The following is a 25,048-nucleotide window of genomic DNA, read 5'->3' on the forward strand; positions in this document are numbered from 1 at the left end:
AGGAGTGTTTTAACTTGAAAGAGGTTGCTACCTTATTCAAAGAGCAGTTTAAAAACATGGGAATCGTGTTTCGAATCTCACGTTATGAAGATATGGCCAGTTACCAAAGCCATTATCTGGGGTTAGTTTGGGAATACCTGTATCCGTTGATTCAAATTTGTATTTATTGGTTAGTGTTCGGGGTCGGCTTAAAGCGTAGCGGGACAACCGGTGGCGCTGACTACCTGCCGTGGATGGTTATCGGGATCACGCCTTGGTTCTTCATGAACCGGGCAACCTTGGATGCTTCAAAGAGTATCTACCAACGGGTCAACATCGTCTCAAAAATGAAGTTCCCAGTTTCAATTCTGCCATCGATCAGAATTATTTCTAACTTGAGCTCATTTTGGACCATGCTGGTCGTATCCGTTTTTGTTGGGTTCCTATACGGGATGCGCCCAAACATCTACTGGTTCCAGTCAATCTACTACTTCTTCGCGATGATGATGCTGATGCTGGCGTTTGGGATATTTAACTCGGCAGTCTCGGTGCTGGTGCGGGATTATCATATCCTGCTCCAATCTGTCATGCGGATGCTGTTCTATCTATCAGGTGTCCTGTTCAACTTTGAGACGGGCTCATTCCCACCAGTGATCGTTCGGATCATGCAGGTCAACCCATTCTTCTACGTGGTTTCCGGTTTCCGGGAAACACTGTTTGGCCAAGGCTGGTTCTGGCAACGACCAACACTGACACTGAGCTTCTGGTTCTTTGTCCTGTTCTTCTTGCTGATCGGCTCACACTTGCACTACAAGTTCCGGTCACGGTTCGTTGATTTAATTTAGTTGATTAATTTAATTTAGGAGGAATCATGATGGCACTGTCTCGGGGATTAAACCAGATCGTTAAGGGGCTCAAAATCGTGATTCGTTATGGACTCATCGTGCTGAACGATGGGTTCATTTTGTTTTCACCGAAGAAAAACTTATTGATGTTTGAGAGCTTTAACGGCAACGACATTAACGATAATCCGGCCGCCATTTATTACCAGCTGGTTGCCGACCACCCAGAATTAGCGAAGACGGCCTATTTTGGCGTTAAGCCGCGTTACTACGCGCGTCTAAAGGCGAAGTATCCGGATATTTTGCTGGTCAAACGCTTTTCCTTAAAATGGGTGTGGCTCATGGCGCATGCCCACTACTGGGTCTTCAATTCGCGGATGCCTAATTGGTGGCGCAAAAACCGGCGGACGATTTATATTCAGACCTGGCATGGGACGCCGCTAAAGCATCTTGGTGTCGATATTGAAAATGTGGCGATTCCGGGGACAACTACTGAAGATTACTACCAACAATTTACCCGTGAGGCGAGTCGCTGGGACTATTTGATTGCGCCAAATGCGTATTCTAAGAAGGTTTTTCGTTCAGCGTTTCAGTTTCATAACCAGTTTTTAGAAATTGGGTATCCGCGCAACGATGTGCTGTATCAGGATAACCGACCAGACAAAATTCGAGAATTAAAACAGCGGTTAGTCGGCAGTCCAGACGCGACTGTGATTACCTACGCACCAACGTGGCGAGACGATGATGCCATCAAGAAGGGCCAGTATCATTTCCAACTGCCATTTGACCTGCAGCGGTTTTTAGACCAGGTCGATGACCAAACGATTCTGGTGCTCCGCCCGCATTATCTGGTGAAGGATAAGATCGATATCCGCGGGTTTGAAGACCGGGTTAAGATTCTGGCGGATGAAGACATTGCGCATCTGTATCTCATCACTGATCTGATGATTACGGACTACTCGTCAGTGATGTTTGACTTCGCTAATCTGGAACGGCCGATGCTGTTTTACGCCTATGATCTGGAGCACTATCGTGATCAGCTTCGCGGCTTTTATTTCAATTACCAAGCCGAAATTCCGGGTCCGCTGGCAACGACTGAGGACCAGTTAGATACTTATCTGACAGCGTTTCAGCGGGACGGTGGGTTCAGTGATTACCGCACGGAATTATCTGGTTTTAATCAGAAATACTGCAGTTGGGAAAATGGGACGGCTTCCGAACAAGTCGTTCACGTCATTGAAAAGGGGTTGTAGGACATGACATTTTTGATTGGGTCACACGTAAGTATGAAGGGCAAGGAGATGCTGCTGGGGTCAGCCAAGGAGGCGGCGGGTTACGGCTCGAACGTCTTCATGGTGTATACCGGGGCACCACAAAATACCCGTCGCAAGCCGATCGACGAGCTGAATATTCCAGCGGGACAGGCGTACATGAAGGACCATGATCTGCAGCAGATCGTGGTGCACGCACCCTACGTTGTGAATTTAGGCAACACGGTTAAGCCTGAAAACTATCCCTTTGCGGTTGAGTTTTTGAAGGAAGAGGTCAAGCGGGCGGATGCGTTAGGCGCCACCCAGATCGTCTTACACCCCGGTGCACATGTTGGTGCCGGGCCAGAACCCGCCATTGCTCAGATTGCGAAGGGACTCAATGAGATCATTACCGAAGACCAGCACGTTCATATCGCGATTGAAACCATGGCTGGCAAGGGGACTGAAGTCGGCATCACGTTTGAACAGATTGCCGAAATGATCGACAAAATCAAGTTAGACGATAAGGTCTCCGTCTGTTTTGATACTTGTCATACCAGCGATGCCGGTTATGACATTGCGGGCGACTTTGACGGTGTGTTGAAACACTTCCATGAGGTCATTGGGTTGGAACGACTTCAGGTCATTCACCTTAACGATTCAAAGAACCCCCGCGGCAGTCACAAGGACCGTCATGAACTTATGGGCAGTGGTACAATTGGGTTTGACGCCCTAAATGCCGTTGCGCACCATCCATTGTTGGAGAACGTGCCAAAGATCATGGAAACCCCATGGGTCGCCATTGATAAGAAGCACAAGCTGCCACCTTATGGGTACGAGGTCGCAATGTTGAAGCACCAGCAGTTTAATCCGCACCTTGAAAAAGATGTGTTGGCTGGCGTGCCATTTGATCAGTATCTCCAGGAGTAATAATAAAAGAACCCTTCTAAATCGTGAGTGCGATTTAGAAGGGTTCTTTTGATTTTTGGTTGAGAGATTCAAAGTATCGCTTTGATGCCGCTTCGTTACACCATTTGGACCTGCAATGCCGAATGGCTCCACTGCGCTACGGTACTTGCAATCGTTATAATAGATGGGAAGGTTTCATAAGGGTTGCCTTGAAACCTGTTAATGAGCCAATGCCAGCAACTAACCCACTGTGAGAAGCATTGCTGTTGAGAGATTTGCTAGCAGTTGAGGGCGGATTCTCTTCGAACTTGGTTTAACGCCATTGGAATGCTTGACTAGTGGTAAACAGTAAGTCTAACGTTAGTGGAATGGCGCAATTTGGCACGGCGCTGTGGTGTCGACATCAGTAAGCGACCGTTCTTTGGTCGGTTACTGATGTGCGAGACGATGAAGATCCATTCGAGAGCTGCGCAGCAGAAATCGAATTAGCTTCATCGCGAGCCACTACTGCGCCGTGCCAAATTACGGAATGAAACGGACCTCAGCTACTGTTTAACGCGCTAATCTTTGATAGTATCCACTTCAGCCGGTTCCAAATTCAAACTTTCAAGAATCAGCGTGGCCGTTTCTTCAATCGATTTGTTGGCGACGTTGATTTCAAGGCAACCGATCTTACGATAGATGGTGTCGGCGTATTCAAGTTCTGCCTTGATCTTATTTGTATCAGAATAGTCGCTTTCAGCAGGGAGCCCATAGGAGATCATCCGTTGCTGGCGGATGCGCCGCAGGACCTTTGGATTGTTTGTGAGGCCAATGATCTTATTGGAATCCACTTTCCACAGGTCGTCTGGTAACTGAGCCTTTGGCGATAATGGTAAGTTTGCCACCTTTAGTCCTCGGTTAGCTAAGAACAGTGATAGTGGGGTCTTAGAGGTTCGTGATACCCCTAAAATGACGATGTCCGCCTTCAGAAGGCCAGCGGGGTCCTTGCCATCGTCGTAGGCAACAGCGAACTCCATGGCGCTGATCCGGTCAAAATAGGTGTCAGTCAAGCTGTGGTTCATGCTTGGAATCGCAGCGGGTTCCAAGTGGCTGCGGTTGGATAACACCTTCATGGCAGGTTGGATGCAGTCAAACGCCTGCAGGTTGTTTTCTGCGGTAAAATCACGAAGCTGTTCAGTCAGTGATTTCGTGACTAATGTATAATACAAGACAGCGTTCTTTTTCTTGGCAAGGTCGAGAATACCCTTTAAGATCGAAGCTGTTTGAATGAACGGAAAGCGTTGATATTTAACGTTTAAATCAGGAAACTGAGCGACAGCCGTTTGCGCAACTGTCAGGGAAGTTTCACCAGACGAGTCGGAAATAATAAAGATTTCGATCTGTTCGTTTTCGGCCATTTTTGTTACCTCCAGATGTGAGTTTTCATTGTTTCTAGTTTAGCATAAAACCTTTCGAAAAATACGTTTGTTTTATTGACGATTCGCCCCGAGATATGTATAATTAAAAAGAACTGTTGAGGTGAACGTTATTTTCGTAATGCTCATTTTTGATAAGTTACTATTTGAGTCCGGAGGGAGGGAATTTACATGACAAAGACAGTCGTTCGCAAAAACGAGTCTCTTGACGATGCTCTTCGGCGCTTCAAACGAACCGTTTCAAAAAGCGGTACATTACAAGAATACCGTAAACGTGAGTTTTATGAAAAGCCAAGCGTTAAACGCAAATTAAAATCTGAAGCAGCACGGAAACGTAAGAACAAGCGTCGTTTCTAGTTGTTTAAAAGGTTCCTGTGTTTACGCAGGGCCTTTTTTTATGAAATTAGATATTAAATACGGGAGGAAAACGATTATGTCATTAGAAACAACGTTAAATGAAGATTTAAAGACTGCGATGAAGGCGCATGACAAGCTGGCATTAAATGTCATTCGAATGGTTAAAGCCTCTTTGACCAACGAACGTGTTAAGGTTGGCCATGATTTAACTGCTGACGATGAACTCACTGTTTTGTCACGTGAGATCAAGCAGCGTAAAGAATCCCGTGAAGAATTCGCCAATGCTGACCGTCAGGATCTGGTCGATGGCTTGGATAAGGAACTTGCATTTCTTGCTAAGTATGCACCAAAGCAACTCAGCGAAGACGAAGTGAAGCAGATCATTACTGATACTGTGAGCGAAATCGGTGCTAGTTCAATGGCTGATTTTGGTAAAGTGATGGGCGCTGTAATGCCTAAACTTAAGGGTCAAGCTGATGGTGCTTTGGTCAACAAGACCGTTAAGGCATTGTTAAGTAAATAAGCGCTAGAGGAAAGTCTGGGTAGCGACTACCGAGGCTTTTTTTGTTTGCTCAAAATTCGGCGACATAGGAGAAAAAAGTCTTAAATGAGTGACACTTGTTACATACAATTGACTGATAAATCAGGCCTTAAAACTGTTAATCTGTTTCATTGCAATTTGATATAAAAACGCTTACGCTATAGAAAATTTGATGCAGCAGTTAGTCAACAAAAGTTTGGAGGGGTCGACGTGCTCGATGTCAAAAATTCAATTGAGCGGTTGTCGTGGACGGTGGAACATCATTTCTTGCATATTCAGGCGCAGCATGAATTTATGCGGGCGTGGGCCATTCAGTTTGAGTTAGCATACACGGATTTTCGAGTGATTCAAATGGCGTTGCAACTAGCGGGGGATTCACATCATGAGCTGCTGTCGCAGTTCTCCGCAGCGTATGAAAAGGTATTTGACTATGAGTATGCGTTTGTTGCTGGCGGACTTGACGGTTTTAACGCAAAGTTTGGTGACCAGCTTGATCAGTATGAAGCGGCCGAAAAAGAGACCTTAGGCTTGATCAAGCAAATCAGTGCGATTGATATTTAAAAAATTGGTATATACAAACATGGGACTACTAGGCAATGCGCTAGTAGTCCTTTTAATTTGCGACTATTGTCCGAAATGCCGCATCGACTTTTAATCCAAGACCCCTGTCACAACCTTTGCTGCGGTGGTAAGTGTGACAAGCTTTTTGCGGGCATTTGTCGTATAATATATAGAGCGAAAGACTAATCTAATACAAAGGAGTCAATGATATTTGGCTGACAATACACAAACCGAAAAAGAATTCATCCTTGCCAATCCAGAACGTGAAATTTCGTTACTAGGCGCGCAGGATCAGTTCGTTTCACTGCTGGAAGAGGGCCTCAATGTGACGGTCAATCCGTTTGGCACGACCATTAAGGTTGCGGGCGAACCTTTTCAAGTTGAAAAAACAATTACCATTTTACAAAAAATGGACAAACTGGTTGAAGAAGGGATTCAGCTAAACAGTGCCGATGTTGTCAGTGCCATGAAAATGGCCGACCGCGGGACGCTGGACTACTTCTTGGACTTATATACTGAAACGCTTATTAAAGACGCAAAGGGCCGTCCTGTTCGGGTTAAGAACTACGGACAGCGCCAATACATTGATGCAATCAAACACAACGACGTGACCTTTGGCGTTGGCCCAGCTGGGACGGGTAAAACTTACCTAGCAGTTGTGATGGCTATCGCTGCGCTCAAGCGCGGTGATGTTGAAAAAATCATTTTAACGCGTCCAGCCGTTGAAGCTGGCGAGAGTCTTGGGTTCCTGCCTGGGGACTTAAAGGATAAGGTTGACCCATATCTGCGGCCCATTTACGATGCGTTATACGCCATCCTTGGCGCGGAACATACGAATCGCTTGATGGAACGCGGTGTGATTGAAATTGCGCCGTTGGCTTATATGCGTGGCCGGACGTTGGACGGCGCATTCGTCATCTTGGACGAAGCGCAAAATACAACCAATGCCCAAATGAAGATGTTTCTGACCCGTTTGGGCTTTGGCTCCAAGATGATCGTTAACGGGGACGTGACCCAGATCGATTTGCCACGGAACGCGAAGAGTGGTTTGATTCAAGCAACTAAGATCTTAAAGGGTGTCAACCACATTGAGTTTGTTGAATTCTCGGCCGACGATGTTGTGCGTCACCCAGTGGTTGCCGCAATCATCAATGCCTACGAAAAACTAGAAAATAACTAAAAAGCGAGCGTAATAATAAATGGATTTAGAGATTTATGATGAAACAACCGATGGCTTCCCAGACGAAAAGGTTAAGTTGATTAGAGACGTCCTGGAGTATGCAGGCCAGTACATTAAACTCGGAGAAAATACCGAAATGTCTGTGACGCTAGTCAATAATGACCGGATTCAAGAGATCAACAAAGAATACCGGGGCGTTGACCGGGCAACTGACGTGATCAGTTTTGCCATCGAAGACAGTGCAGAGGAAGATGAGTTTCCAATTGTGATGGATGACGAATTAAGCGAAGTCATTCCAGAAAACATTGGTGACATTTTTGTTTCCGTGGACAAAGTTGGGGAACAAGCTGACTTTCTGGAACACTCTTATGACCGGGAACTCGGATTTTTGGTCGTTCATGGCTTCCTGCATTTAAACGGCTACGACCACATGAAGGCTGAAGACGAAAAGGTCATGTTTAAACTACAGAGGGATATCTTGGACGCTTATGGGCTTAAACGATAAACAAGTCAATAAAAATAAATCGTTTTGGCAGTCCTTTGGCCACGCGTTTGATGGTGTGAAGGATCTAGTGCTGACGGAGCGTAATTTTCGCAAGCACTTGATTTTTGCAATTCTCGCCATTCTGCTGGGGATCGTTGTGCGGCTGTCAATCAACGAATGGTTGTGGGTCACACTTGCGATTTTTATGGTGGTGACCGCCGAAGTACTGAACACTGTTGCTGAATCCATTGTTGATCTGGTGGTCGGTGAGCGGTATGAGGCAGCTGCCAAAAAGGCCAAGGATGTGGCCGCTGGCGGTGTTTTATTGGCAGCATTTTTCGCAGTCATCATTGGCTGTCTCGTTTATATTCCGGAACTACTCAAGTTTTTTTAATCATTTCAGGAGGAACACAGTTGGATAATCCAAACTTTAAATCAGGATTCGTGGCCATTGTAGGCCGACCAAACGTTGGTAAATCAACGTTGTTAAATCGGGTGGTAGGCCAAAAGGTCGCCATCATGTCTGACAAAGCACAGACGACGCGGAATAAGATTCAGGGGATTTACACCACCGATGAAGCCCAAATTGTTTTCATCGACACACCTGGAATCCATAAACCAAAGAGTGAACTCGGTGATTTTATGGTGCAGTCTGCACTATCGTCACTTAACGAAGTCGACGCCGTTTTAATGATGGTCAACGCCACTCAAAAGCGGGGCGCTGGAGACAACTTCATTATCGACCGATTAAAGAGTGTTAAACAACCAGTTTATCTCGTTATCAACAAGATCGACCAAGTAAAACCAGATGATCTGCTGACGGTGATTGAACAGTATAAGGATGCCTTGCCGTGGCAAGAAGTTGTTCCAATCTCCGCATTGGAAGGCAATAATGTGGTTGAAATGCTTGAAAAAATCATCGATACACTGCCAAATGGCCCACAATACTATCCAGATGACCAAGTCACTGATCACCCAGAACGGTTTGTTGTGTCAGAACTGATCCGGGAAAAAATTCTCCAGCTGACCCGTCAGGAAATTCCGCATTCCGTTGCTGTGAACGTGGAAAAGATGAGCCGTCAGGACGAAAAGAAAGTCCATATTCAGGCCACAATCATTGTTGAACGACCAACGCAAAAGGGTATCCTGATCGGTAAAGGCGGCTCGATGTTGAAAAAGATCGGAACGTTAGCCCGTCAAGATATCGAACGCCTTTTGGGCGACAAGGTCTTTCTAGAGCTGTGGGTTAAGGTCGTTCCAGGCTGGAAGGATAAGAAGTCAGCACTTCAAGCTTACGGGTATAAGAAGAGCGATTATTAGAAAGAGCGCGGAAGAAGGCGGTTAAGGGGCGGAGTGTAAGTAACTTTCGGCATCAAATCCCGATTTTGGATTTGGTGCCGGAAGTTGCTTACACAGTAGCCCCTTGCCTTCTGGAGCGCGTTTCCACTAGAGAAGGGGCAACAGCTGCAGCCAGTACCAAGAAGACAAAGATATCAACCTTGGAATTTGTGTCAGAGTTGGCTTATGCAGTAGCCCTCTGCCCTTTGGCTTGCGGAACACGTTTCCACTAGAGAAGGGGCAACAGCTACAGCCAGCACAACTAAAGCTAGTCAAACACTGCTCGCCATCTCCAGAAACCAATCAAAAAAACTAAGCAACAGAATCGGGTGACACAATGGCCGGCCAAATTATGGACTTTAACGGCATCGTAATGATGCAGAAAAACTATCGTGAACGAGATCTACTGGTTAAGTTTTTTACCATGGAGGCTGGCAAACGGATGTTTTTTATCCGGGGTGCGAAAAAACGCGGGTTTAAAATGACGGCGGATCTGTTGCCCTTTACGTATGGCACCTACGTGGGTGATCTGCGGGATCCCGGGCTGTCGTACATCAATGCAGTGAAGGAAACAGCTCACTTTCAAAATATTAGTGAGGATATTGAAAAGAACGCTTATGCGACGTATATTATGTCACTGCTTGATCGGGCAATTCCTGATAACGAACTGTTAGGCAGCTGGTATAACCGGCTGTATCATGGGCTGTTGGCGATCGACCAAGGTCTGGACGCCGGTATCGTTGCTAATATTTTTGAAGTGCAACTTCTGGAATTGTTTGGTGTGGCGCCCAATCTACGCAACTGCGTGATCTGTGGGCGAACAGATTTACCGTTCGACTACTCGGAATCTTATGGTGGTCTGCTTTGTCAAAATCACTGGCATATGGATCCGAACCGCCTAAAGTTGGACCAGCGAACGATTTTTTACCTGCGCCAATTTTCAGCGGTTGACCTCACGAAATTATCATCCATCAAGGTCCATCCAGAAACGAAGCATCATCTCCGGTTAGCCTTGGATATGATCTACAGCGATACTGTGGGTGTTTACCCCCGCAGCAAACGGTTTATTGACCAAATGAATAAGTGGTCGGATAAGTTACCTCATCCGACAGACGACAAGAACTAGGGCCAGATGGTCCTAGTTCTTTTTTTGGGTGCGCCCGGCATGGGCGCCAACTAGACGGTGAAAGTCCGTTGCGGGCCGTAGTAGTCGGAACCGCAAGTCAATGACAAGGGTGTCCATCGTGAGGTGGAATCTGAAGGAAGTCGGCGACAAAGTACCGCATTGATGTACAAGAATCAGCTATAAGGCTGTGTTGGTCGGACGAGGTTGCCAAACAAACCAAAGTCCAATACTACTCGAGGCCATCGCAGTAAAGCTGGCAATGACATGGTACGAAAGTGGGCGTTCTTACCCGGGGAGGCCTGTATCGTACGTTCCCGACAAGAGGCGCGCTAAGCGCCACAGGAACAAACATCGCAGTGATGTGGTGCAGAACGATACAGAAGTCAGCCGAGGCCATAGTAGTGGTATCTGCCACGAAGGGCTGAACAATAATAGGTCATCATTGATATTGGAGGTGGAGACAGTGCAACAACCGCAGAATACAGAAAAAGCTGACCGCCGGCGGACAGTAGGACTGGAAGCCCAAGAACAAGTCGGGGTGCGTAGCACTGACTCTGGTGAAAATACGATGATGAACGGCACTAAGTTTCAAGAGTTAGTCTTAGACCGAAATAACCTGAACGAGGCTTATCTTCGCGTCTGCAGAAACAAAGGTGCAGCAGGACTAGACGGAATGACCGTTGACGAACTGTTGCCCTACTTGAGGAAACATAAACAGGAATTACTGCAAGCTTTACAAAACGAGACCTATCGGCCTCGTCCCGTTAAGCGGGTTGAAATTCCAAAACCTAATGGTGGTAAACGCAAGCTCGGAATACCAACTGTGATTGACCGACTTGTTCAACAAGCCATGGCGCAAGTCATGGTGCCAACATTTGAGCGTGTCTTCTCAGATAATAGTTTTGGGTTCCGACCGAATCGAAGTGCTAAAGATGCCATTGATAGAGTGGTTCAGTTCTACAATCAGGGCTATCACTATGTCGTGGATCTCGATTTAAAAGCATACTTCGATACGGTCAACCACGATCTGCTTATTAAATTTATTGAGCAGTATATTACGGATCCATGGATACTGCATCTCATTCGTCGCTTCCTAACCAGCGGTGTCATGAATGGTGGTCTATTTGAACGAAGTGATAAAGGCACCCCTCAAGGTGGCCCCTTATCGCCACTTTTGGCTAACATTTATCTCAACGAACTGGATAAGCTGTTAACTTCCAGAGGTCATAAGTTTGTCCGCTATGCGGACGATTGTAATATTTATGTCCGAAGCAAACGTGCTGGAGAACGGGTTCTGACTAATGTTACTCGCTTTCTTGAAGGCGACCTAAAGGTCACCGTCAATGAGGACAAGACATCAGTAAGTTCGCCTCTGCGGGCCAAGTTCCTGGGATTTTCCTTGGGGGTTGGTCGAGGAGGTGCGTATGCGCGACCTGCTTGGCAGGCCAAGCAACGCATCAAGTCTGCACTCAGGAAAATGACCAAGCGCAATCGGGGCGTTTCGTTAAACCTGGTGTTTAACGAGATTCATCAAAAGATGCGTGGGTGGTTACAGTACTATTCGGTCGGGAAAATGACCAATTTTATCCGTCACTTAGACGAATGGTTGCGAGCAAGGATTCGCCAGTATATTTGGAAACAGTGGAAGAAGCTCAAAACAAAGGTCAATCATCTTGTAAAACTGGGGCTTTCTGGCACCAGTGCTTATACAATGGCCAATACCCGTAAGGGTTATTGGCGAACTGCGCATAGCAAGACATTGACCTATACTCTGACAAACAAAAGACTGGAACGCCTTGGACTCATCAATATGAGCAAGACACTCCAGTCAATACAAAGTGCTTAAATTATTGAACCGCCGTATACGGAACCGTACGTACGGTGGTGTGAGAGGTCGGTAATTGAATTAATCAATTACCTCCTACTCGATCGTTTTAAGGGACCCGTTTTTATGATTATCAGTGTGTGATGTACCAAACGGCAATTTCGAATCTGCTGTAAGGCGTGTCATATCAGGAAATAAATCACTTATTAAAAATAATTGATCAAAAGTGCTTGACCTGAAGTCGACTCCAGGTTTTAAGGTTAGTCCATCACCAAATTAAGTTATTTTTTAGGAGGACAATCTATAATGAAATCAATTAATTGGGCAACAGACTATTTACCAGGCACCACCGACAATTTTGTGTCAAACGAGGTGATTGCGAGCGGCATCACACTTGATGCCGTTTGGGCAAACCTCGTGGACACCAGTCAGTGGACAACATATTACGACAATGCGACCAACATTAAGTTAGATGATCCGCGCGATACGACCTTACATTTTGGCGAACATTTCCGATTTGATACGTTTGGCTTTCCCATTGATGCCCAGGTCATGGAATTGGTTGCACCGACAGATGGTCAGGTCGCTCGGTTAGCCTGGCACGGGTGGCAAAATGGTGACGCCGACACGCAGTTCGACGTTTACCATGCCTTCGTGATTGAAAGATTCGCAGATGGCCGAATTCGGTTACTGACGCAGGAATCACAGGTTGGCAAACCGGCTGCTGAATTGGCGGCACAAACGCCCAACCCAATGTTGAATGGTCATCAAGCTTGGCTGGATGGTCTGGTCAAGGCGTCTCGTTAGAAGAGAGGAGAAAATATAAAATGGCAAAAACATGGTTCATTACAGGTACTTCTAGCGGCTTCGGACAAGCATTAGCCAAAATCATTGCGCAACATGAAGACGTTAATTTAATTGCGGCGGCTCGAAACTTGGCGGACTTAGCATATTTGAACGACTATGATCAAACGGCAATTGAAAAGGTTGTCATGGATGTGACCAATAAAGACCAGATTGCTGAAGCCGTCAAACAGGGTCAGGCGAGGTTCGGGGGGATCGATGTGTTAGTGAACAACGCTGGGTTGGGTTATTTTGGGACGGTTGAAGAGTCAAATGAGGCGGATGTTCGTCAGTTGTTTGACGTCAATGTATTTGGCCTCGCAAACGTCACAAAGGCCGTGTTACCTGTCATGCGGCAACAGAAAAGCGGCCTGATCATCAATGTTTCATCCGTTTTAGGCATCACGTCGTTGCCCACATTTGGCTGGTATAGCGCAACCAAGTTTGCGGTTGAAGGGGTCCCAAATGTGCTTCGTCAAGAGGTAAAGGGGCTTGGCATCAAGGTGATGCTGGTGGAACCAAGCGGGGCTCGAACCAAATGGAATGCCGGTAAGACGGCACCCGTTGAAATTAACGATTATCAGCAGTTTGCGGAGATGATCAGCGGTGCTGCCAGCGGCACAACGCAAGCGCCTGGTGACCCGGTTCGAATCGCCCAACTGATGTTTGACGTGGCGACTGCTGATGAACCAGTTCCGGGACACTTACCACTTGGCGAATTTGCGACGAACGGCATGAAACAGGAACTGTCGACGTCCCTGGCTGAAGTTGAACAGTATCACGAGTTATCTTTAAAAGCTGATGCACCAGCCTAGCAGGATACAAAGGGCCTGACCAGTTGCTTGGCGAGGCCTTTTGGTCATAGAAAGGAGCTATCAATGAGAAGGGTAGTTGTAAACGAAAACCGGGAACTTATGGATGAAGAAACATCACGTCCGAGCCCCCAAGCCCACGATGTTCTCGTCAAAATTGAGGCTATTTCCATTAATCCAATTGATATCAAACGCATTCACCGGATCACAGCGACTGATCCGCGGGTGCTAGGCTACGATGCTTTGGGCGAAGTGGTGGCAACTGGCAGCCGCGCCAATCAGTATCAGATCGGTGACGTCATCTTTTATGCTGGTACTACGAGCCGAGATGGGTGTTACGCGGACTATCAATTAGTTGATGAACGACTAACAGCGTTGGCACCAACGAGGATTCCGGTTGCGCAAGCGGCTGCGATGCCGTTGACATGGTTGACGGCGTACGAAATTTTAGTGGATAAATTAGGGGTTCAGCCGACCCGAGGTGCTCACAAAAACGACACACTGCTTGTCATTAATGGTGCAGGCGGGGCAGGTTCCGTCCTGACCCAACTTGCTCGTTGGATGGGGCTGACCGTGATTGCTACCGCGAGCCCCAACAACTTCGACTGGTTGCGCGAGCATGGGACGGCTGTCTGTATTGATTACCACGGCGATATTCAGGCACAACTCAAACAGGCAGGATATCCGACTGTTGACGCTGTTGTCAATCTCTTTGATACTGCCAGATACTTCGATATTGCGCGTGCGATCGTGCGACCGTTTGGACACCTCGTGAACGTTGCGCTGACGCCTGAGCCAATCGATATCATGAGTTTGCAAGCGAAATCGCTGAGTTTTGACTGGGAGTTGATGTTTACGAAATCTAATTTAGGATACGAGATGGCAACCCAGGGAGCAGCTCTAGCCCTTTTAAGTCGTTTGTTGGATAATGGTGACATCACATCCACACTGACAAAAAGGATTGTGGCACCCATTAACGCAAGGACAATCACTCAAGCGCATGACTGCTTAAGTGCCAATTCGGTGGTTGGTAAAATTGTGATTGAGAGTCCAAAATAGGGAGGCATAAGTATGAGTTACAGTATTGGTCAAGTAGCCAGCACCTTGGGTGTCAGCATTGACACACTTCGTTACTACGACAAATCAGGTCTGCTGCCGTTCGTTAAACGCAGCGCGAACGGACGCCGACAATTTACCGAAAACGACGTCCATTTGATGCGGACAATTATTTGTTTAAAGAACGCCGGTGTCTCAGTAAACGACATTGGTAAATTTATTCACTTACGGTTAATGGGCGACAGCACGCTTAATCAGCGCTATCATCTATTGGAAGATCATGAAGAAGACCTGCAACGGCAAATCAATGATCTGCAAGAAACATTGAGTTACCTAAAGTTCAAGAAATGGTATTACGAAACGGCGGTTGACGCGGGAACCGAATCCTTGCATTTCGTTCCGGATTCAAACGAAGTCAAGCCAGACTTGGATCAGGAATACATGGCGCACTTGAAGGAGAATGACGAGCCTGAAGAGTTGCAGCGGTTTTTGAACGTTCGTGATTATCGGAATAAACGTTAATGGGTGGTCGGGCGCAGCATTACCAGTAGCGCTATTGGCATGAACGGGGTACAAATTAAGCTCACTCATTCAACTGTTAATGATGGTGTCAGTCAACTCAAGCAGGATTCGTCGGTCAACTACCGCCATAAATCAACGACACTCACCACCAGCAACAGGGCCACCACCAGATTAACAACACCCTGGTGACGCTCGTAAAACGTTTTTAAATAATGGCCTGCTAACGTCCAGATCAGTGTTCCTAAAATGCCGATCACCACCATCACGGTAAGTTTCAACCACACACTGTACCGATTGGTCGAAAAAACAGTCGCAAACCCTGTTAAACCAGCAATGTAGTACAAATAGATTTTGATGTTAGTTGCCTGAAGCAAAATGGCCGCAAAAATAGGGTGGTTTAAGCCCTCACTGGTTTCAATGCTTGAGGCAGGTAACAGGCTATGCACGGCTAAGTAGATCAGATAGAGCGACCCGATCAGTTTCAGTCCGGTGGTGAGCTGCGGATTATTGACTACACTGGCCGACAGACCGGCAACGACTAGCCCGACCAGCCAGAACCCAATAAAACTACCGAAATTAAACGCCAGTCCACGACGAAACCCTTTGTTTTGACCTTCTGACAGAGCCATGATGGTGTTGGGACCGGGCGTGATCGCCATGATCCAATTGAATGTTAAAAATGAGAGCACGATATTGCACCTGATTACTTGTTGTATTTGCAACAAGGATAACACGACGATGTTGTATTTGCAACAACGTTTTGTTATACTTAAGCCATGACAGATGAAGAAAAAAATGGGAAACAAATTTGGCGCGATATCGGCTGGATCGCTCGAGAATTTAACGGGACAGCTAATCGTGAATGGCGTGATGAGCGGTTGGGCGACAATCGGTTCATTTACGTGATTCGTGTGCTGGAGCAGCCGGGCATTGGTATGCAGGCCCTTGCGACGGCCATTGGTGTGGATCGAACGACTGCGTTTCGTGCCGTTTCTAAGTTGGTAACGGATGGGTATTTAGAAAAGCGCGATCATCCGACACAACCTCGACTGAAGGTCCTTTTTCCAACGCAAAAAAGTCTGGCTTTAAAAACCCGCTTGTTTCGATTTGAAAGTGAGACGTTTGATCGCTACCTACACGGCTTGTCGTCGGCTGAGGTTGCCACTCTCGAGCGCCTGCTTGAACGGGTTCGACTAGGCGAAATAGAAAACAATAAAAAATAGACTAACGGTGAATTGACACTACCGTTAGTCTATTTTTGGTTATTTTGGGCCTTAAATCTGTAATAGACAGTGTAGGCACAGGCTGCAACGGTCACGATGGTCGTCATGAGCACAACATCTTGAAATGAGTTGCGCCATAGACAGCCCACGTAACCTATTACAGTGGTTACCACAAACCAGATGCCCATGTGATTATGAATACGAAAGCGGTGTTGATTATAGCGTTTAGCTGACCAAACGCCAAAAAGTAGGAGGCCGATGCCAGCATAGAGCGCTGTGACCGCAAAATTAAGATTGGCTTCAGCGTCTGCGATAAAGTGAAGCGACACAGTGACAAGGCTAAGCCCAAATATGATCGGGTAATGCAGGTAAATCAGTAAGTTGCCGGTCTCACCGCTTCGACTGCTGGCAATCAGATGGTCGAATTGCACAATGTAGATGAAGAAGAGACTTGCGACGATGATGAAAATCAAAACGGAAGTCCACGAGAGGGCGTCGCGCGTAAAGAAGGTGGCGATGCTGACAATTGTTTCACCAAAGGTAATGATCGTGAGTAGTGTCAGCCGTTCCAACAGATGTGAAAAAATGATTGGATGTTGTTTTGTTTGCCGGCCAGTAAAGGCAGGTGCTGTCCAACTAATCAGAATACCAATAATTGCCAGTGGCAGCCCTGTTCTTAACGGTAAGTAGCCGGCTGACAATAACGTCACCGTTCGAATCAATAAAATACCGACAAAGTCCGCGGCAATCCGGCGGTCGATCTGTTCTTGTGTCCGGAAAAGAACGATACCGTATTGCAGCAACAGGGTGAGCGATAATAGCCCTGCCGCAATGAAAAAACGGATGCAGGTCTGTGTTGAGCGTCGCAGCAAAAGAATTTGACATGTATAATACAATCATCATATCTATAAAGGTAAAGCCAATATCGATCCAGAAGGAACGACCATAGCGATTGGTGAAGACGGACTGCACCATCCAGGAATTAATAAACACAATAATGACAAACACGAAAATAAGTAAGGTTATCGGCGACAGCACACCATGATGTAAATGGTGAATCAGGTCGGTTGCCTGGGCAATCATGTAGGCAAACACTAAATCGTAGAATAGTTCAAACATGGAAACACGCTTATCAGTAGGGACTTCCATAGGACACCTCCTTTGAAGAATGGGGTAATAGCAGTATTTTGTATATAGCAGATAGTACTTTTTAAAGTGAATCAGGCGCGACGAGATCAGATTCGTAACGATGTGCCAGCAACCTTAAATTCAGTTTAGCGAAATTATCAATGAAATTCAAAGAATGACGCTTAAGGTACATGCTGAGGAGTTGAAAAAGTGTCAAATTGACGCTGAATGTAAAAATGACAATTTATGATGATTATTGATATAGCTAGATATTGTACAATACAACAAACCCACTGATACGCATGAATCACGTATCAGTGGGTTTTAAAGGACTAGTCAGTCATCGGCTTCTCCCAGAAACCGCGAGTATCCACACCAGTCTCATTGGCAAGGGTCTCGAGGCGCGCCATCTCATCGGCTGAAAGCTGGCACTTGATCGCACGTTGCTCATCAGCAATGTATTTCGCTTTTGTGACGCCAATAATTGGAACGGTGCCTTTTTGAATCGCCCAGGCCGTTGCGATATCTGCGGCGGATGCGTCATATTTGGTACCGATTTCCGTGAGTGCGGCGGTTAGTTTTTCTAATTTAGGCAATTGCGGATTGTAGTTCTTCGCGCGTTGACTGCCTTCAGGTAACGGATTAGCCGTGTTGTATTTACCAGTCAGAACGCCTTGTTCGAGCACCATGTATGAAAAGAACGTGATGTTGTGTTGCTGGCAATAGTCTAGGATGCCCGCTTTTTCCGAAGACCGGTATAGTAGACTAAAATGGTTTTGAACGGCACTGACCTGGATACCAGCTTCACCCAGAATTTCGTTTGCTCGTTTGATCTGTGCCAGATTATGGTTTGAAACGCCCACGCGTTTAATGTGGCCGCTTTTCACTAACGGAATCAACTGCGGTGTCCATTTCTCAACGTCGGTTGGGTTATGGATCCAGTACAGGTCAACATAGTCGGTGTGTAGTCGTTTAAGACTGCCCGCCAGCATGTCGGTCATTGCCGTGTCAGAGTCGCTGGCCATCGCCGGCGTGAACTTGGTCGAGAGGACATACTCATCACGCTTATAAGCCTGCAGCAGGTTCCCAAGGATTTTCTCCGATGCGCCAGAACCATAGGCGTAAGCGGTGTCCCAGAAATTCAAACCAGAACGCATGGCGGCGTCCACAACGGGGCGCAGATTGACCTCGGTCTTAGTATTCCCGCCGAAGTAATCATCGCCACCGGCGGTCACCCCACGCCCAGGTACCCAGTGCGAGTTTTGGTGTTTGTTCAATTGTCATTGTCATCCCTCCGAATCGACTTGTTAGCATCAGTGTAGCACGTTTAATGGGGTGGAAATGCTTGAAAATTATGGGCCTTTTGTCTTTCCTTGCGCAAATACCAAAACATCATTTGACTTAAAGCGTACTTGAAGTGTTAGGCTATGTACAAAGACAATGAGAAAAGAGGGACTTCTATGGCAGAAACAATCTATAAAATTGGTGCTTTTAGTAAAAAGGTTGGGTTACCAAACTCAACGCTGCGATACTACGAAGATGAAGGACTGATCAAACCGCATTACGACGACAATGGTCAGCGATATTACACGGATGCTGATATTAAGTGGATCGGGTTTATCCTGCATCTAAAGGGTACTGGCATGCGCATGGGTGAGTTAAAGGATTACGTGACGTGGCGAGCTCAGGGTGATGAGACCATCCCGCAGAGGGTCGCACTCCTATCGCGGGTCAAGACCAATGCTGAAGATGAAATTAAGGAATTGGAAGCAAACCTGGAAGTTGTCCGGCATAAGATCGATTGGTATCAGGGAAAGTTGGATGCCACGATTGATGAGGATGAGGATTTTGAGCATTATTTGAGGAGATTCCAGTAGCAGAGCGTGGAAGAAGGCGGTTAAGGAGTGGAGCCTAAGGGGACTTTGACAGAAATTCCGGGTTTGGATTTTTGTCAAAGTCCCCTTAGGTGCAACTCCTTGCCTTCTGGAGCGCGTTTCGGCACGGTGGCCAAGAAAAATTCCACGAATCTAAAAACAAATACAAGTAAATCTACAATATCCAAGTTATCCAAAAAAGAAATCTAGGCTCTAAACTTTTCGAAGCACCAAAATACCACCCAGCAAAAGGGACCACGAATCCACATCGCGGTCCTTTTTAATATCCAAAAACCAACCGAATAAACACCTCTTCAAAACAATATACTTGCGCTCGCAACTATTTATCGCTATACTGGGGTCGACTTTAAGATAAGACATGTGGTGATAAGTCAATAAAATAAATTAAAGCAGACGGGATTTGGTTCTGCTCAACACTTGGAAAATGGTGCACTTAAATAAGCCCACTGATTTTCGATTTTTGAAAATCAGAGCTGATGGCTTGACCTTAAGCTGGTTTTATATGCCTATACCGATTCCTCCTTTTGATAGAGTTGGTGTCGACGGAGTAGGACGTCAAGCACCCTGATAAGCTTTCTTGCGGTTAATGCGAGGCCGCGCTTTCTAGGAGTCTTCGTAACTTCGGACATCTTTTTTTCAAAATAGGAACGAAATACTGGATCATAGCGGGTTACCGAACCGGCAGCTTCGATTAGGTAATAGCGTAGATACTTGTTTCCAGTATGCGTCCGAGGCGTAATCTGTCCGTTAAAGTCGCCAGACTGGTTTTGTTTCCAGGCTAATCCAGCATAGCGAGCCAGCTGAGTCTCTTTATCAAAGCGTTCAATCTGGCCAATCTCGGCTAAGATACCAGCCGAGTAAACTGAGCCGATACCAGGAACCGATTGAAGAATTTCAGTTTCCGGTAATACCATGACAACCGCTTCGATTTGTTTATCAAGTTCTTTGATGAGTTTTTGGTAGGTTCGAATCTCAGTGGCATAGATAGACACATTGATATCGATAGAGTTTTGGATGACTTTAGGTAAGCGATACGAGCCACGAACGGCCCTTTGAATCGCTTTAGCGGTCTTCTCAGCATCAGCAAAGCGGCCATGACCAGCGGCGTTTAAATAGTCAATTAAGTCTTCGGTCGAGGCGTTGATGAGCTCATCGGTGGTCATTTCATCAGTGAGTAGGTTAAAAATAGAGCTACCAAAGACCGCCACCTTTTCTCCTGAGGAGTTTACAGCGAGTTTATTGACTTTATAGTAAAGGTTCTCTAAGAAGTGTTGTTTAGAACGAGCTAATGAGGTCACAAGTTCAAAACGAGAACGGGTAAGGCGTTGAAGCGCAATATATTCATCCTCACGAACCAGACTGGTGGTGAAGCGACCATTACGTAGGTAGTCAGCAATATAAAGTGCGTCAATGTGGTCGTTTTTATTGTCTTCAAAAACGTCTTTATAACGCTTAGTATCACGGGGATTGAGAACGACCGCTTCGGTATTGAACTGAGCTAGATCGTCATCGTTCATAAAGAAATAAGCTGGATGGAAACTATAAATGGAAGTCGATTCCATACCAATCGTAATTTGTTCAAAATGACGTTGTTCATTCAATGCCAAGATGATGGTCTTAAGTTCCGTGGCGCCGTTGAGATCATTCTCAAAGGCACCTTGGAAGACAGGTTTTAGCGCTTCAGAAGTCATCATCACAACTTCAAGCGTTTTCGAACTAACATCAATGCCGACAAGTAATTTCATTGGGATGGCCTCCTTTCATAATTATTGTCTGGTCTTAAGTTGGACACCATGTGATAACCCCTAATTACAATCACTAAACACATCCTCGCAGATAAGAATTCATGGGTGACTAAGTTCAAGCTGCGGCTAGTCCTACTCAGACTAGTGAACGTCGTCATCGAAACAGCATGTGGTTCGTGATTTAGATGATTGTCTGGGCGGCAGTCTAATAAAGTAGTCGCGGCTACAAGGAGGTCTAAACCTATACCAGTTGACCAAAGCCAATGACAATTAGAGATTATCACGTGGTGTCCAACAAATAAATAGCAACACAAGTAATGAGCTACAAATACACCGAAGGAACAACTTATATAATACGAGGAGGCTAATTAATGGCAATATGGCAGCAAAAACAATTATCGGATTTCGCTCGCGCGGATGATTTTCATGTCTCACCTTTCTATGATGATGGAAAAACCTTTGGGACACCAACCTGGATATGGTCAGTAGTTGTTGGTGATAACTTATATATCCGTCCATGGAATGGTCGGGCTTCCCGGTGGTATCAATCGGCGGTCAAACAAGGTGCAGGTCGCATTAAATTAGCTGGCAATGTGTTTCAAGTTGAATTTGAAAAAGCTGATGCTGATAAGGGTCTAAACCAACAAATCAGTGAGGCCTATTCTAAGAAATATAGTGGTAGTTCATATTTACCACCGATGATTGCTGAAGGCCCCACTTCAGCAACGATGAAAGTCTTACCAAAATAAATAAGACAGAAGTCTCTAATCGTTAGTATTGTGCGACTTGGCAGTACCCACGTTGTCATCAGAAAAATGTGATTACTAATAGACTACCTAAAAGAAGGGACTTCTAATATGTTAGAAATCGATGCTCTTGAAACATTGCTATTTTGTGATGAGGACGATAGTTCTTTGTGGCTAGTTTTATTTTCTGATGGCGGTTATGATCCTTTGTCACGATACTAAAGGTTTAGGTGGGATGGGAAGCAGTGGAGACAAACCAAACACATTTTTCAATAGGTCAACATAGCCAATGGCAAGTCACTTTGGTGGACAGATTCTGTTAGTTACTGGCGGGTGCGGTTGGTACCAGGAAAAAGATGGGCCACTACGGTCGTTGCATCCTGGAGACGTCATTCAAATGATGAGCGGTACAAGCTTTTAGTGTGGTGCCACTCACGTGCAATGGATCAGTATTCTAGAATGGTTTACCGGAAAGTCAGAGAAATTAAAGCCATTGGATGAAGCCCATTATGACCGCTTAATTCTGCCGGATTCATAACATTAACTACTAATATTGTTGAAAATTTATTACCAAAAAAATCATACATTCTGTTCAACCATAGTTGGTCACGCTTTTGCAGGTAATAGTTTCGTTGAAAATTGTATCAACCACAAATGCGTTGCGCATCAATCGTTATAAAAGGGAGGTCTCAAGTATGGAAAAGACACCATCAATCACGTTAAGAGATGGTACTGAAATGACACAACTTGGATTTGGCGTTTTGATTCCGGATACTGGATCCGCAAAGGAAGCCGTTTCAAGTGCTATTTCGCTGGGGTATCGATTAATTGATACCGCTTCGGCGTATGGCAATGAAAGTGCCGTTGGTGAGGCCATTAAAACAAGTGGCATCAATCGTAATGATCTCTTTATCACTTCAAAACTTTGGATTTCAGATTTCGCGTATGAATCAGCCAAGAAGGGTATTGACACTTCACTTTCAAACCTTGGACTTGATTATCTGGATTTGTACCTGTTACATCAACCGTATAACGATATTTTCGGTGCATGGCGCGCACTTGCCGAGGCTCAAAAAGCCGGTAAGATTCGAGAAATTGGTGTTTCTAACTTCTATGCTGATCAGCTTAAAAATTTGGAACTCACAACTAACATTAAACCAGCTGTGAACCAAATTGAGGTCAACCCTTTTCATCAACAAAAAAAGGAAATTCAATTCAACCAATTTGAAGATGTTCAGGTAGAGGCATGGTCACCATTTGCAGAAGGACAAAAAAATATTTTTGCAAATGCAACTCTAAAAAACATTGCTGAAGATCATCATAAAACAAGTGGTCAAGTGATACTGAGATGGCTGCTTCAGCGCAATATTGTTGTTATTCCAAAGTCTGTGCATGAGTCACGGATGAAGGAAAACCTTGACATCTTTGATTTTCAATTAAGCGACGATGAAATGAAACAAATTGGTCAGTTAGATACTGGCAAAAGTCAATTTTTTGACCATCGTGATCCTCAAACCATTGAACAAGCCTTCAAAATGCAGTAATTAACAGTGACAGTTTCGTGCATTCGGAAACAAAAAGGAGACGAATACAAATATGAAAACAGCTTTAATTACCGGTGCTGGACGTCATGATGGCATTGGATTCGAGGTTGCTAAGGAGTTAGCCGCTAAGGGATACCATGTCATTATTTCAGCTCGTCAACAAAGTCAAATTGACGACCGAGTCGCCGAACTCAATAATCAAAATTTATCCGCTTCTGGCCTTTTAATGGATATCACGAGCCAAGAGAGTGTTGATATTGCGGTCAAAGTATTTACAGAGCAGTTTAAACAACTAGACGTTCTAGTGAACGATGCCGCGTATTTTGGCGACTTTGCTGACATTGTTAACACCAATTTTGACCAAGTAGAAAAAATCTTTAAAACAAATTTATTTGGTTCTTGGCGAGTGGCTCAAGCTTTTTATCCGTTTTTGAAGCAGGCTGGCTCATTTCGGTTAGTCAACGTTTCAAGTGGTGCTGGTTCCTATGATGATCCGGTCTATGGCTTGCTTCGTGGGTCGATGGGGATGGATGCTTCGGAATATGCGCTCACTAAATTAGCCTTAAATGGCTTAACCATCAAAATGGCGCGTGAGTTTGAGAAGGATGGCATCATTGTGAACGCAATCTGTCCTGGTGTTGTCAACACGCACCCAGATGCCGGGTTTGGTGGTCGAGACGTTGAGGAAGGTGCTGATGGTATTGTTTGGGCTGCGACGTTACCAGATGGTGCCGCTACAGGTGGTTTCTATCGGGACAAAAAGCCGTTACCATGGTAGTTAGCTCCTGGTGCAATTGTTTTAATTAGTTTATGTTGTTATTCGCGAATTCTGTTTTTGAGGGGGGAGTGTTGATCAATCATGAGTACGTTACTTTTATTGGCGCCGGCGATTACTTGGGGGATATTACCACTTGTTGTGAGCGCTACTGGTGGGCGTCCCGTTAATGAAATTTTTGGAACGGCATTAGGAACTTTGATCGTTGCAGTCATTGTTGACCTGTTTTTACGACCAACGATTGATACTAAAAGTTTTATCTTAGCACTAGTAGCTGGGGCATTTTGGATTGTCGGCCAATTAGGACAATATACTGGTTATGACGCCATTGGTGTTGCCCAAACAATGCCAATTTCAACTGGCCTGCAGCTGGTAGGAACGTCACTGGTCGGTGTTGTCATTTTTGGTGAATGGAGCACCGTTACGGCCAAACTAATTGGTGCACTCGGCATTCTCATCTTAATTGTTGGTGTTATCTTAACCTCAATTCGGGACAAGAAAGATACGTTATCTAATAAGGGAAACAGAGGCACAATCATCATGTTAGTGTTCACGACGATTGGGTTTATTACGTATAACGCAATCCCTAAAGCTTTATCTGATTCAGGGATTGCCATCTTTTTACCTGAATCGATTGGCATGGTTCTGGCCGTTCTTGTTTATTTGTTGTTCACGCGTCAGGGAGCTGCATTTCGAGAAAGTGCCAGCTGGCGTAACATCATCGGCGGTGTTGTTTTCTCTGTAGCTTCACTGACCTATATCTTGTCAGTTCGTGAAAACGGTGTGAACACCGCATTTATTATTTCACAGCTGTCCGTTGTGATTTCGACACTTGGCGGTCTATTGATTTTGAAAGAAAAAAAGTCACGGCGAGAATTGTTCGCGACATTAGGCGGCTTAATTTTAATTGTTGGCGGTGCTGTTATCACAACATTCATTTAAGGAGTGT

Annotated in this window: 28 protein-coding genes and 1 pseudogene; 23 read left to right on the plus strand and 6 right to left on the minus strand. The window is 45.6% G+C overall.

The genetic code is table 11. The annotated features are described in order from the left end of the window. Window positions 1–14: 14 nt before the first annotated feature. Genes AYR61_RS11410 through AYR61_RS11420 form a run of 3 tightly spaced genes read left to right on the plus strand, consistent with a single transcriptional unit; the run spans window position 15 to window position 3,001 of the window. Window positions 15–824 carry an ABC transporter permease gene (locus tag AYR61_RS11410; RefSeq protein WP_054710480.1) on the plus strand — a complete coding sequence of 270 codons (810 nt, stop codon included), beginning with the start codon at window positions 15–17 and terminating at the stop codon, window positions 822–824. A gap of 26 nt (window positions 825–850) precedes the next feature. After that, window positions 851–2,074, plus strand: coding sequence for a CDP-glycerol glycerophosphotransferase family protein (locus AYR61_RS11415; RefSeq protein ID WP_225356478.1), 1,224 nt, complete (start codon window positions 851–853; stop codon window positions 2,072–2,074). A gap of 3 nt (window positions 2,075–2,077) precedes the next feature. Then, window positions 2,078–3,001, plus strand: a complete 924-nt coding sequence (locus tag AYR61_RS11420; protein WP_065903067.1) for a deoxyribonuclease IV — start codon at window positions 2,078–2,080, stop codon at window positions 2,999–3,001. 539 nt (window positions 3,002–3,540) lie between these two features. Here the strand turns inward: AYR61_RS11420 and AYR61_RS11425 are convergent. After that, the gene (locus AYR61_RS11425; protein WP_065903068.1) at window positions 3,541–4,380 is read right to left on the minus strand and encodes a pyruvate, water dikinase regulatory protein; all 840 of its coding nucleotides are present in this window, start codon (window positions 4,378–4,380) and stop codon (window positions 3,541–3,543) included. A gap of 189 nt (window positions 4,381–4,569) precedes the next feature. Between AYR61_RS11425 and rpsU the strand changes: the two genes are divergently transcribed. From rpsU to AYR61_RS11490, 13 genes are all read left to right on the plus strand, one after another. Next, window positions 4,570–4,755, plus strand: a complete 186-nt coding sequence (gene rpsU, locus AYR61_RS11430) for a 30S ribosomal protein S21 (protein ID WP_054710489.1) — start codon at window positions 4,570–4,572, stop codon at window positions 4,753–4,755. Between the two features lie 76 nt (window positions 4,756–4,831). Further along, a complete protein-coding gene (locus AYR61_RS11435) occupies window positions 4,832–5,278 on the plus strand; it encodes a GatB/YqeY domain-containing protein (protein ID WP_054710492.1) in 447 nt (148 codons plus the stop codon). A gap of 228 nt (window positions 5,279–5,506) precedes the next feature. Further along, window positions 5,507–5,857: a glycoside hydrolase domain-containing protein gene (locus tag AYR61_RS11440; RefSeq protein WP_056987818.1), complete on the plus strand. Its 351-nt coding sequence runs from the start codon at window positions 5,507–5,509 to the stop codon at window positions 5,855–5,857. A 211-nt stretch (window positions 5,858–6,068) separates the two neighbouring features. Continuing rightward, window positions 6,069–7,037, plus strand: a complete 969-nt coding sequence (locus AYR61_RS11445) for a PhoH family protein (RefSeq protein WP_054710497.1) — start codon at window positions 6,069–6,071, stop codon at window positions 7,035–7,037. A gap of 19 nt (window positions 7,038–7,056) precedes the next feature. Next, on the plus strand, window positions 7,057–7,542 hold the full coding sequence (ybeY, locus tag AYR61_RS11450; RefSeq protein ID WP_054710499.1) for an rRNA maturation RNase YbeY: 486 nt from the start codon (window positions 7,057–7,059) through the stop codon (window positions 7,540–7,542). Next, window positions 7,526–7,915 carry a diacylglycerol kinase family protein gene (locus AYR61_RS11455; protein WP_054710502.1) on the plus strand — a complete coding sequence of 130 codons (390 nt, stop codon included), beginning with the start codon at window positions 7,526–7,528 and terminating at the stop codon, window positions 7,913–7,915. The genes ybeY and AYR61_RS11455 overlap by 17 nt, the downstream gene beginning before the upstream one ends. A gap of 20 nt (window positions 7,916–7,935) precedes the next feature. Next, complete coding sequence (era, locus tag AYR61_RS11460) at window positions 7,936–8,841, plus strand: GTPase Era (protein WP_054710507.1); 906 nt, start codon at window positions 7,936–7,938, stop codon at window positions 8,839–8,841. A gap of 355 nt (window positions 8,842–9,196) precedes the next feature. Then, the gene (gene recO / locus AYR61_RS11465) at window positions 9,197–9,985 is read left to right on the plus strand and encodes a DNA repair protein RecO (protein WP_054710510.1); all 789 of its coding nucleotides are present in this window, start codon (window positions 9,197–9,199) and stop codon (window positions 9,983–9,985) included. A gap of 463 nt (window positions 9,986–10,448) precedes the next feature. Next, window positions 10,449–11,831, plus strand: a complete 1,383-nt coding sequence (gene ltrA, locus AYR61_RS11470; RefSeq protein ID WP_065900954.1) for a group II intron reverse transcriptase/maturase — start codon at window positions 10,449–10,451, stop codon at window positions 11,829–11,831. A 285-nt stretch (window positions 11,832–12,116) separates the two neighbouring features. Continuing rightward, complete coding sequence (locus AYR61_RS11475; protein WP_054710512.1) at window positions 12,117–12,617, plus strand: SRPBCC family protein; 501 nt, start codon at window positions 12,117–12,119, stop codon at window positions 12,615–12,617. A gap of 20 nt (window positions 12,618–12,637) precedes the next feature. After that, window positions 12,638–13,468 carry an SDR family NAD(P)-dependent oxidoreductase gene (locus AYR61_RS11480; protein WP_065903069.1) on the plus strand — a complete coding sequence of 277 codons (831 nt, stop codon included), beginning with the start codon at window positions 12,638–12,640 and terminating at the stop codon, window positions 13,466–13,468. A 99-nt stretch (window positions 13,469–13,567) separates the two neighbouring features. After that, on the plus strand, window positions 13,568–14,524 hold the full coding sequence (locus AYR61_RS11485) for a zinc-binding alcohol dehydrogenase family protein (protein ID WP_191982248.1): 957 nt from the start codon (window positions 13,568–13,570) through the stop codon (window positions 14,522–14,524). 12 nt (window positions 14,525–14,536) lie between these two features. Then, window positions 14,537–15,043: a MerR family transcriptional regulator gene (locus AYR61_RS11490; RefSeq protein WP_065903071.1), complete on the plus strand. Its 507-nt coding sequence runs from the start codon at window positions 14,537–14,539 to the stop codon at window positions 15,041–15,043. Between the two features lie 119 nt (window positions 15,044–15,162). Here the strand turns inward: AYR61_RS11490 and AYR61_RS11495 are convergent, their stop codons facing one another. Beyond that, on the minus strand, window positions 15,163–15,702 hold the full coding sequence (locus AYR61_RS11495) for a LysE family translocator (protein ID WP_065903916.1): 540 nt from the start codon (window positions 15,700–15,702) through the stop codon (window positions 15,163–15,165). Window positions 15,703–15,819: 117 nt separating this feature from the next. Here AYR61_RS11495 and AYR61_RS11500 point away from each other — a divergent pair, with 117 nt between their 5' ends. Next, a complete protein-coding gene (locus AYR61_RS11500; protein ID WP_065903074.1) occupies window positions 15,820–16,266 on the plus strand; it encodes a MarR family winged helix-turn-helix transcriptional regulator in 447 nt (148 codons plus the stop codon). Between the two features lie 29 nt (window positions 16,267–16,295). On the opposite strand, the gene AYR61_RS11505 is transcribed toward AYR61_RS11500, so the two are convergent. From AYR61_RS11505 to AYR61_RS11510, 3 genes and pseudogenes are all read right to left on the minus strand, one after another. Continuing rightward, window positions 16,296–17,138 (minus strand): low temperature requirement protein A, encoded by an 843-nt coding sequence (locus AYR61_RS11505; RefSeq protein ID WP_263850090.1) that lies wholly within the window; start codon window positions 17,136–17,138, stop codon window positions 16,296–16,298. Between the two features lie 34 nt (window positions 17,139–17,172). Next, window positions 17,173–17,415: pseudogene (locus AYR61_RS15725) on the minus strand (low temperature requirement protein A); the annotation flags it as partial. A 311-nt stretch (window positions 17,416–17,726) separates the two neighbouring features. Beyond that, window positions 17,727–18,671 (minus strand): aldo/keto reductase, encoded by a 945-nt coding sequence (locus AYR61_RS11510; RefSeq protein ID WP_318529557.1) that lies wholly within the window; start codon window positions 18,669–18,671, stop codon window positions 17,727–17,729. Between the two features lie 183 nt (window positions 18,672–18,854). Here AYR61_RS11510 and AYR61_RS11515 point away from each other — a divergent pair, with 183 nt between their 5' ends. Further along, a complete protein-coding gene (locus AYR61_RS11515; protein ID WP_065903076.1) occupies window positions 18,855–19,271 on the plus strand; it encodes a MerR family transcriptional regulator in 417 nt (138 codons plus the stop codon). 524 nt (window positions 19,272–19,795) lie between these two features. Here the strand turns inward: AYR61_RS11515 and AYR61_RS11520 are convergent. Beyond that, on the minus strand, window positions 19,796–21,034 hold the full coding sequence (locus tag AYR61_RS11520) for an IS110 family RNA-guided transposase (RefSeq protein WP_065901908.1): 1,239 nt from the start codon (window positions 21,032–21,034) through the stop codon (window positions 19,796–19,798). 371 nt (window positions 21,035–21,405) lie between these two features. Between AYR61_RS11520 and AYR61_RS11525 the strand changes: the two genes are divergently transcribed. From AYR61_RS11525 to AYR61_RS11540, 5 genes are all read left to right on the plus strand, one after another. Continuing rightward, window positions 21,406–21,783 carry a DUF2255 family protein gene (locus tag AYR61_RS11525; protein WP_054710951.1) on the plus strand — a complete coding sequence of 126 codons (378 nt, stop codon included), beginning with the start codon at window positions 21,406–21,408 and terminating at the stop codon, window positions 21,781–21,783. A 286-nt stretch (window positions 21,784–22,069) separates the two neighbouring features. Continuing rightward, window positions 22,070–22,201: a cupin domain-containing protein gene (locus AYR61_RS15730; RefSeq protein WP_263850091.1), complete on the plus strand. Its 132-nt coding sequence runs from the start codon at window positions 22,070–22,072 to the stop codon at window positions 22,199–22,201. 274 nt (window positions 22,202–22,475) lie between these two features. After that, on the plus strand, window positions 22,476–23,324 hold the full coding sequence (locus AYR61_RS11530; RefSeq protein ID WP_054710949.1) for an aldo/keto reductase: 849 nt from the start codon (window positions 22,476–22,478) through the stop codon (window positions 23,322–23,324). A gap of 52 nt (window positions 23,325–23,376) precedes the next feature. Further along, entirely contained in the window at window positions 23,377–24,102 is a 726-nt protein-coding gene (locus AYR61_RS11535) for an SDR family NAD(P)-dependent oxidoreductase (RefSeq protein WP_065903078.1), read from the plus strand. Between the two features lie 81 nt (window positions 24,103–24,183). Further along, window positions 24,184–25,041 (plus strand): GRP family sugar transporter, encoded by an 858-nt coding sequence (locus AYR61_RS11540; protein ID WP_065903079.1) that lies wholly within the window; start codon window positions 24,184–24,186, stop codon window positions 25,039–25,041. Window positions 25,042–25,048: the final 7 nt, after the last annotated feature.

It is taken from the genome of Secundilactobacillus paracollinoides (genome assembly GCF_001702155.1).
GTDB classification, from domain to species: Bacteria; Bacillota; Bacilli; order Lactobacillales; family Lactobacillaceae; genus Secundilactobacillus; species Secundilactobacillus paracollinoides.